Source organism: Nonomuraea sp. NPDC003201 (assembly GCF_053590415.1).
Genome location: NZ_JBSFTC010000385.1, coordinates 1 through 8,956 on the forward strand (window position 1 = coordinate 1; position 8,956 = coordinate 8,956).

Here is an 8,956-nt window from a genome sequence, read left to right on the forward strand (position 1 = left end):
GAGCCGGCTCGCCCGGGCCGGCGTGCGCGCGGCGACCTGCCACCCGTCCGGTACGCGGGCCGCGACCTCGACGTCACGCAGCCGTGCGGTGGCCCCGGTGTTGGTGACCCGGGTGACGATCTCGCCGGCCTTGCCCGGCTCCAGCACCGAGGGCCGGTCGTCGCCGAGGAATTGGGGCGGGTCGGCCTCGAACGTCACCAGCGGCGGCGCCTGCTCGCGGCTCTCGCTCACCCGGTAGAGCAGCGCCCCGTGCGCGGGGACCTGGGCCGACAGCTCGCCCTTGGACGAGGCGACCGCGCCGCTCCACAGCTCCTCGACCCGGTAGCGCGAGCCGCCGAGCCGGGTCGCGATGGTGGCCGCCCGGTCGCTCTCGTTGAACAGCGCGATGGCCCGGTCGCCGTTGGCCAGCGGCTTGGACAGCACGTGGTACCAGCCGTCGGTCCTGACGAACGTGCCGTGGACGCCCAGCGAGTCCTGATCAACAGCGACGACCTTGGGGTTGGCCACGACCGAGGGCGGCGCGGCGGCCGGGTCGGCCTGCAGGATCAGCGGCGCGGCGCCGACGGCCCAGAGGGTGAACTGGGAGCGGTACTCGGCCTCGGTCATCCCGCCGCGCCCGGCCTGGATCAGGTCGGGGTCCGCCCAGCTGCCCGGGCCCGCGTACTCGGCCCTGAGCTGGTTGGTCTCCCAGATGTCCACCATCGTGGCGTAGGTGTCGGGGATGGGCCGGTTGTAGACGTTCGTCCGCCAGGTGGTGGCGCCCGCGCCCTTGCCCCAGAGCCACGGCACGGTGCTGCCGTCCTCGTTGTTCATGGCGAACACGACGTCCGCGCCGAGGGCCTGGCGCATGCGGGGGTAGAGGACCTGGGCGATCTGCTGCACGTTCTGGCCGGGGAAGTCGGCGGTGGGGATGTTGCACCAGTCGTACTTGACGTAGTCGACGCCCCAGCCCTTGAGCTGCTCGGCGTCGGCGGCCTCGCTCTTGTACGAGCCGGGGCCGCCGCCGGAGCACGCCTTGGTGCCCGCCGACAGGCTCAGCCCCAGCTTCATGCCCTTGCCGTGGACGTAGTCGGCCAGGGCCTTGACGCCGCCGGGGAAGCGGGTGGCGTCGGGGGCGAGGGCTCCGCCCGCGCGCTGCGCAGCCAGCCAGCAGTCGTCGACGATGACGTACCGGTAGCCGAGCGGGACGAGGGGCACGAGGGCGTCGGCGGCCTTGCGTACCGACGACTCGGAGACCGAGCAGCCGAGCGAGCGGCTGCTCCAGCCCATCGGCGGGCCGGCCGCCGCTTCGGCGGCGCCGGCTAACGGCACGAAGGGCATGGCGAGGAGGGCCGCCGCGGCGGCGGCCGTGAGGATGCGCATGGGAGTCCTGTCAGGCGGGGTTGAGTCTGGCGGCGCCCGGCTCGATGGCGAAGGAGCCGGAGGTGTAGGCGGGGGCGTACGGCTCGGTGACGCGTGACAGCGACCGGAAGTCGACCTTCATCTCCTGCTGGGTGAGCTTGGTGCGCACGTAGCCCCGGCGGCCGTTGAAGAACTTCACGTGCGGGTTCTCGTTGAGCAGCACCTGCGTGTTGGGGTATTCGTCCAGGCCGTTGCCGGCGCTCGTCACCGACGTGGTGACCAGCTCGACGGCCACGGACTTCGACTCCGGGTCCTGGTAGTCGCGCTTGACCTCGCCGGCCCAGTGGCTGTGCACGTCGCCGGTGAGCACGACGGCGTTGCGCTTGTAGGTGTCGATGGCGGCCGTCAGGCGGTTGCGGGAGGCGACGTAGCCGTCCCAGCCCTCGTTCGAGTAGCCCTTGCCCTCGCCGTTCGTCCAGTCCATCTCCATGAGGAAGACCTGCTGGCCGAGCAGGTCCCAGGTGGCGTGCGAGCCCTGCAGCTCGCCGTCCAGCCAGGCCTCCTGGTCGCGGCCCAGGATCGTGCGGTTCGGCTCCAGGCGGTCGAGGCAGTCGGGGCCGACGGTGCCGCTCTTGCCGGTGCACGCGTACAGGTCGCGGTACTGGCGGGTGTCGAGCAGGTGCAGGTTGGCCACCGCGCCCCAGCGGATGCTGCGGTAGAGCTTGAGCGCCGACCCGTTCGGCTTCTGCGCGCGGCGCAGCGGCATGTTCTCGTAGTACGCCTGGAAGGCGGCGGCCCGGCGGGCCAGGAACGGCGGGTCGGGCTGCTCGGGCACGTCGCCGGCCCAGGCGTTCTCGATGTCATGGTCGTCCCACACCACGACCCAGGGGGCGATGGCGTGGGCCAGCTGCGACTCGGGGTCGGCCTTGTGCTGGGCGTGGCGTAACCGGTATCCGGCCAGGTCGAAGCACTCGCCGCCGGCCTGGTCGCGGACCGGGTACTTGTAGTCGCCGTACTCGTAGATGTAGTCGCCGAGGAAGGCGATCAGGTCGGGCTGGTCCTCGGCCATCCTGCGGTACGGCGTGAACCAGCCCACCTGGTAGTCGGCGCAGGAGGTGAAGGACAGGTTCAGTGCCCGGCTGCGGGTGCCGGGGGCGGGTGCGGTGAGGGTGCGGCCGACGGGGCTGAGCTCGCCTTCGGCCTTGAAGCGGTAGAAGTACTCGGCGCCCGGTTGGAGGCCGTCGAGCTCGACGTGCACGCTGTGGGCCGCGTCGGTGCGGGCCACCTCGGCGCCGCTCCGTACGACGTGCCGGAAGTTCTCGTCCTTGGCGAGCTGCCACTGGACCGGCACCGGGCGATCCGGCATTCCGCCGAGGCCGTCGAGGGCGACCGGGTTCATGGCGAGCCGGGTCCACAGGACCACGCCGCCGGGCGTGGGCTCGCCGGAGGCGACGCCGAGCTGGAAGGGGTCGGTGAGAGGGGCGCGCCGGACGGCCGCGCGCACGGGTTCGGCACCCAGTGCGGCGGAAATGCCCAGGCTCGCGCCCCCGGCGAACAGTGAACGCCGGGTGATCATGGGGGTCCTTACTTGACGGTGGCGTTGCCCTCGGCCACGGCCTGGTCGGCGGCGGCCTTGGGGGTGAGCTTGCCGAGGTACATCTCGTTGAAGATCTGGTTGAGCTTGGTCTCGAAGCCGGTGAAGCCGGTGGTGATCGGCAGCGGGAAGGTCAAGCCCGTGGATTCCTGCTCGAAGGGCGTGACGTCGATCTTCTTGGCCTTCCAGTAGTCAACGTAGCCCTGGCTGAGGCCGTTGAGCGCGGGGAAGACGTAGCCGCCGTCGGCCATCATCTTCTGCGGCTCCTGGGTGCCGAGGTATTCGGCCAGCTTCATGGCCTCCTTGGGGTGCTTGCTCTTGGCGTAGACGGCCTCGGCCAGGCCGTTCAGGTTGACGGAGCGGCCCTGCGGCCCTTCGGGCATGGCCGCGACGCCCATCTCGAACGTGGCCTCCGGCGCCACGAACGGCAGCAGCGCGTTGTTGGCGGGGAACATCGCGACCTTGCCCGCCTTGAACATGTCGGTGATCTTGCCGGTGGGCGGGTTCGTCTGGGTGGCGGGCGGGGCGACGTGGTGCTTGTTGACCAGGTCCACGCCGAACTGCAGCGCCTCGACCGACGCCGGGTCGTTGAAGGCGTACTTGCCGAAGGGCTTGTCGACGAGCTTGCCGCCGTTGGAGCTGACCCAGTTCATCCACTGCGTCTGGTAGTGGTTCCAGGAGGCGAAGCCGTACGTCTTGACCTTGGCGGGGTCGAAGCCCGCGTCGCCGGGGTGCTTGCCGGCCTCGTCCACGGTGAGCTTGCGCGCGGTGTCGAGCAGGGTGCCGGTGCCGTCCTTGGCCCAGGTCAGCTTGTCGGGCATCTCGACGCCGGCCTGCTTGAACAGGTCCTTGTTGTAGAGCAGGCCGACGATGCCCCAGTCCTTCGGGACGCCGTAGAGCTTGTTCTCGTAGGTGAAGGAGCCGACGACGGTCTGGTGGTACTTCGACGCGTCGACCTGGACCGGCGACAGGACGCCCTTGGTGACGTACTCGGGGAACTGGGTGGGGGTCATCCAGAAGACGTCCGGCGCGGTGCCCGCGACGACGTCGGCGGTGAGCTTCGTCCAGTACTGGTCGTACGGCAGCAGCTCGATGTTGACGTGGATGCCGGGGTTGGCCTTCTCGAAGGCCGCCATGACCTTCTCGTAGCCGACCTTCTGCTGGTCGTCCCAGAGCCGGTACGTCAACGTGACCTGATCGGACCCGCCTCCGCCGCCCGAGCCCGAACCGCAGGAGGTGAGGGCGAGCAGGGCGGCGCCGAGCAGCGCCCAGCGAATCGGGGGGTTGCGCAACATTCGCTGACCTCTTCTTACTTGAGACCTGTGAGGACCACGGATCTGACGATGTGCTTCTGGAAGAAGATGAAGATGGCCACCATCGGGACCAGCGCGATCAGGCTGCCGGCCATCATGAGGTTGTAGTCGACGCCGATGCCCTGCTTGAGCGTGGCGATGGCCACCGTGATGACCTTGGTGTCGTCGCCGCTGGTGATGATCAGCGGCCAGAGGAAGCTGTTCCAGGACGAGATCACGGTGATGATCGCCAGCGTGCCGAGCGCCGGGCGGCAGAGCGGGAGCATGACGCGCAGCAGGATCGTGAGCGGGCCCGCCCCGTCGATCCGCGCCGCCTCCTCCAGGCCGGCGGGCAGGGTCTTGAAGAACTGCCGCATCAGGAAGATCCCGTACGGGGTGCCGAGCACGTACGGGGCGAGCAGGCCGTACCAGGTGTTGACCAGGTCCAGCTGCCGCATGATCAGGAACAGCGGGATCATGGTGACGGCGCTGGGCACCATCATCGTGGCCACGAACAGCCAGAACAGCGCGTCCCTGCCCCTGAACCGGAGCCGGGCGAACGCGTACGCGGCGAACGTGGTGAAGACCAGCTGCCCGGCCGTCAGCAGCGCCGTCATCACGGCCGTGTTGAGCAGGTAGCGGGGGAAGTCGCCGGCCAGCATCTTCGCCAGGTTGTCCGTGGTCGGCGGCAGCCCCGGCAGCCACGGGGCCGTCTCGCTGAGCTGCCCCTGCGTCTTGAACGCGGTCAGGACCACGAGCAGGTACGGGAAGACGGAGACGAACGCACCGATGGCGAGCACGGCGTACAGGAAAATTCGCTTGGCCACGAGTCTCTCAGCTCAGGTCGTAGGTGGTGCGCTTGCCGAAGAATCTGACCTGCGCCATCGTCACCAGGAAGATGATCAGGAAGAGCAGCGTCGACAGCGTGGCCGCGTAGCCGAAGTCGAACTCCTTGAACGCGGTCTGGTAGATCCGGAAGTTCAGGACCTCGGTGGTGTGGCTGGGGCCGCCGTCCGTCATCGCGAACACCGTGTCGAACACCTGGAAGGCGCCGATCAGGTTCGTCACGCTGACGAAGAACATCGTGGGGTTGAGCAGCGGCAGCGTGACCCGCCAGAACCGCTGGGCCGGGGTCGCGCCGTCGGTCTCGGCCGCGTCGTGCAGCTCCTTCGGGATGCCCTGCAGGCCGGCCAGGAAGAACAGCATGTTGTAGCCGGTGTACTGCCAGATGCTGACCAGCGCGACGGCGGGCAGCGCCCACGCGGGGTCGGACAGCCAGTCGGGGCCGGTGACGCCGACCAGCGCGAGCGCGCTGTTGATGGCGCCCTCGCGAGGGTCGAAGATCCAGTTCCAGATCAGGGCGAGGACGATGGGCGTGGCCATCCAGGGGACCACGAAGAGCGAGCGGTAGAACCTGACGCCCTTGACGCGCTGGTTGAGCAGCATGGCGAGGGCCAGGGCGAGCACGGTCTGGAGCGGGATGCACAGCAGCACGTACGCGACCGTCACCCCCAGCGAGTGCCACGCCTGCCCGTCCCCCGCCAGTCGGCGGTAGTTGTCCAGCCCGACGAACTCGGGGGACGAGAGCAGCTCCCAGTCGAAGAGGCTGAGGACGAGCACGATGAGCATCGGCAGCAGGAGGAACGCGATCACCCCGAAGAGGCTGGGGGCGACGAAGAGGTAGGCGTGCCAGCCGCTCCCCCGCCTCTTGGCCACCTTGACCTCCGCCACCAGGCTGCTCCGCGCGATGTGGGCGGTCACGAGGGGTCCGTCGCCGTCGGGACCATGAGCCGCCTGGTCGTCTCCAGGCCCCAGTCGTCCAGCGCCGCGATCGGGTCGCTCGACCCGCGCAGGCCGCCCGTGCCGGCGATGTGCGCGGCCCACTCCTCCCGCGCCTCCACCTCGGGGCGCAGGATGATGCAGTCGGGGTCGTTCACCCACCAGCGGGCGTGCAGGAACTCGCGGGCCGCGCCGGTGAGCCGGGCGCCGAGCTGGGACGGCTGGCTGATGTCGCCGGACTTGGGCTGCAGGGTCGGCGCGATGTCCGGGCTGACCCGCATGACGTCGACCAGGCCGATGCTGGGCAGCATGGGCGCGCCGCACCCGTGCAGGGTGGCGTCCGCGCCCGCGCCCCGGCGGATCAGCTCCAGGCCCCGCCGGTACGCGGCGATCGGGTCGAGGTCCTCGTGCCGCCCGCCCGCGAGGGCTCCCGCGTAGATGAAGTCGAGCTTGAAGTGGCTGATGCCCATGGCGCTGAACGTGCGGAAGACGTTCACGAGATGCTCGGCCGCCTCCGGGTGGGTGACGTCGAGCACGGCCAGCTCCTGGTCCCACATGCGCCCGGCGTACGCGTCCCGGACCAGCCAGTCGGGGTGCTCGCGGAAGATCCGGCTGCGGTGGCCGACGAGGAACGGCGCGGTCCAGATCCCGGCCCGCCGCCCGGCGCCCGTGACGGCGTCCACGGCCCGCGCCAGCGAGCCGAACTCCGGCCGCCCCTCCAGCCAGTCGCCGATCTCGGCCTCGTAGCCGTCGTCGACGAGGAACATGTCGGCGCCCAGGCCGAGGCGCTCGGAGCGCTGGAGGTTCTCGATGACGTCGGCGTCGGTGACCTTGTCCCAGTAGCCGTACCAGGTGCACCACATGGGCGGGACGGCTGGGAACGTCCGCTTCTCCGTCATGGTGTCCGCCCAGTCGCGCAGGGCCTGGTCCAGGCCGCCTTCGGCGCGGTGGTGGCGTACCGGGCCGTCGGCGGAGATCACCAGGCGGCCGCCCTCTTCACGCGCCCTGATCGAGGGCACCTGGAGGGGGGTCGGCGCGGACCAGAGCTCGACGGAGCCGTCGCCCGGCTCGACGGCCAGCAGCCCCTCGCCCTGGAACACCCCCTGGGGGATGGGGGTCTCGGGGCGGTAGGCGAGGATCTGGATGGTCTCGTCGGCGGGCCGGGGCGGGGCGTCCGTCAGGCGGTACGCGCCGGTGGGGCTCCACGACTGCCAGCCGTGCTCGAACACCCGCGCCTCGCCAGGGCCGCACCTGATCTCGCCGATGTCTTCGAACGACATCCTCAATCCTCTCGACTTACGAAGGAGCACTTCATTAGTAGCACCGGCTCTCCGGCGGGGTCAATGACGGATTTTTGCCGTAATAACAGGAGGTGGAGGCGGCGCGTACAGCCGTCAATCGCTGGCATAATCTCTGGTTACAGAGGAGACCTACTTAAGGACGGCGATGGCGGACGTTCGCGGCGGCGACCTGTCCCGGCTGCGGCAGCTCAACTCGCTGACGGCCATCCGGGAGCTGCGCAGGGCGGGGCCGCTCACCCTGTCGGCGCTCGCCGAGCGTACCGGCCTGTCCCGGCCGTCCATGAAGGAGGTCACCGACGAGCTCATGGGCCTGGGCTGGGTGGAGGAGGTGCCGCCGAGCCCCGGCACGATGGGCCGGCCGGCCCGCCGCTACCGCTTCCGCGCCGACAGCGGCTACCTGGTCGGGGTGGACATAGGGGGTCACAACATCCGCGCCGCCCTGTCCGACCTGGACGGCGAGATCCTCGCCGAGACCAGGCAGCCGGTGCTGCCCGACGACCCGATCGAGGAGCGGCTGGCGGCGATCGAACGCGCCGTCTCCGGCTGCCTGGCGCTCAGCCGTACGTCGGTCTCCGACCTGTGGATGATCTCGGTCGGCACGGTCGGCGTGATCGACGTCGAGGGCCGCGTCATCTACTCGGCCGCCGTGCCCGCTTGGCGCGACCTCGACCTCGCGGGCAAGCTGCGCGAGATGTTCCCCTGCCAGATCCTCATCGAGAACGACAGCCGCCTGGCCGCCATGGCCGAGACCCGGCGCGGGGTGGCCAAGGGCGCCAGGGACGTGGTGTTCATGCACGTCGGCCGGCGCATGGGAGCCGGGTTGATCATCGGCGGGAAGGTGCACCGGGGGTTCGGGGCGGCGGCCGGGGAGATCTCCATGCTGCCCGAGGCCCGCTGGTACGACCCCGCCGAGCACCTCAACACCTGCCCGTCCCTCCCCGAGGGCACGCCGCCCGAGGACGCGGCCGGCTGGACGCTGGCCGCCGCCCGCAACGGGGACCCGGTGGCGCTCGCCGCCGTCGAGCGGTACGTGGACGACCTCGCGGTGGGCACGGCCGCGATGGTGCTCATCCTGGACCCGCAGATGGTGGTGCTGGGCGGCGGCTTCTCCCGCTCCTCCGACGTGCTGCTGGGGCGGCTGCGGGAGCGGTTGGAGCGTACGTGCATGCGGATGCCGGAGGTGCGGGCGTCGACGCTGGGGGACGAGTGCGTGGTGGTGGGGGCCATCGACTACGCGGTCGACCACCTCGACGACCAGCTCTTCACCCCCGACAGAGGCCCCCTCCCGTTCACCCGCTGACACCCTTGGGTCAGGAGGGCGGGCGGCGGCGGGCGCGGTAGTCGCGGGGTGGCAGGCCGTACTCGCGGCTGAAGGCCCGGCTGAAGTGGAACGGGCTGACGAAGCCGGACGCCGCCGCCACCTGCCCCACGTCCAGGTCCGTCACCTCCAGCAGGCTCGCGGCGTGCCGTACCCGCGCCTCGCGGACGGCCTGCATCGGGGTGCGCCCGGTCTCGGCGGCGAACAGGTGGGCGAAGCGGGACGGCGAGAGCGCGACGGCACGCGCGAGCGAGGCGACCGAGTGCGCCGCGCCGGGCTCGGCGGCGATGAGCGCGAGCGCCCGGCGTACCCGCTCGTCGCCCTCGTCCGG

At 70.6% G+C, this 8,956-nt stretch carries 8 protein-coding genes; 1 reads left to right on the plus strand and 7 read right to left on the minus strand.

From position 1 onward, the window contains the following. The 6 genes from ACWDX9_RS54950 to ACWDX9_RS54975 form a co-directional block, all read right to left on the minus strand. On the minus strand, positions 1-1,362 hold a 1,362-nt coding region (locus ACWDX9_RS54950), incomplete at its 3' end, for an NEW3 domain-containing protein (protein WP_449970477.1). A gap of 10 nt (positions 1,363-1,372) precedes the next feature. Then, entirely contained in the window at positions 1,373-2,917 is a 1,545-nt protein-coding gene (locus ACWDX9_RS54955; RefSeq protein WP_449970480.1) for an alkaline phosphatase D family protein, read from the minus strand. Positions 2,918-2,925: 8 nt separating this feature from the next. Beyond that, positions 2,926-4,230 (minus strand): ABC transporter substrate-binding protein, encoded by a 1,305-nt coding sequence (locus ACWDX9_RS54960; protein WP_449970483.1) that lies wholly within the window; start codon positions 4,228-4,230, stop codon positions 2,926-2,928. Positions 4,231-4,244: 14 nt separating this feature from the next. Beyond that, positions 4,245-5,054, minus strand: coding sequence for a carbohydrate ABC transporter permease (locus ACWDX9_RS54965; RefSeq protein ID WP_364260482.1), 810 nt, complete (start codon positions 5,052-5,054; stop codon positions 4,245-4,247). A gap of 7 nt (positions 5,055-5,061) precedes the next feature. Further along, positions 5,062-5,988, minus strand: a complete 927-nt coding sequence (locus ACWDX9_RS54970; protein ID WP_449970486.1) for a carbohydrate ABC transporter permease — start codon at positions 5,986-5,988, stop codon at positions 5,062-5,064. Continuing rightward, complete coding sequence (locus ACWDX9_RS54975) at positions 5,985-7,286, minus strand: glycoside hydrolase family 36 protein (protein WP_449970489.1); 1,302 nt, start codon at positions 7,284-7,286, stop codon at positions 5,985-5,987. The genes ACWDX9_RS54970 and ACWDX9_RS54975 overlap by 4 nt, the downstream gene beginning before the upstream one ends. 166 nt (positions 7,287-7,452) lie before the next feature. Between ACWDX9_RS54975 and ACWDX9_RS54980 the strand changes: the two genes are divergently transcribed. Then, positions 7,453-8,607, plus strand: a complete 1,155-nt coding sequence (locus ACWDX9_RS54980) for an ROK family transcriptional regulator (RefSeq protein WP_363972344.1) — start codon at positions 7,453-7,455, stop codon at positions 8,605-8,607. Positions 8,608-8,617: 10 nt separating this feature from the next. On the opposite strand, the gene ACWDX9_RS54985 is transcribed toward ACWDX9_RS54980, so the two are convergent. After that, a partial coding sequence (locus ACWDX9_RS54985) for a helix-turn-helix domain-containing protein (protein ID WP_449970493.1) occupies positions 8,618-8,956 on the minus strand: 339 nt, incomplete at its 5' end.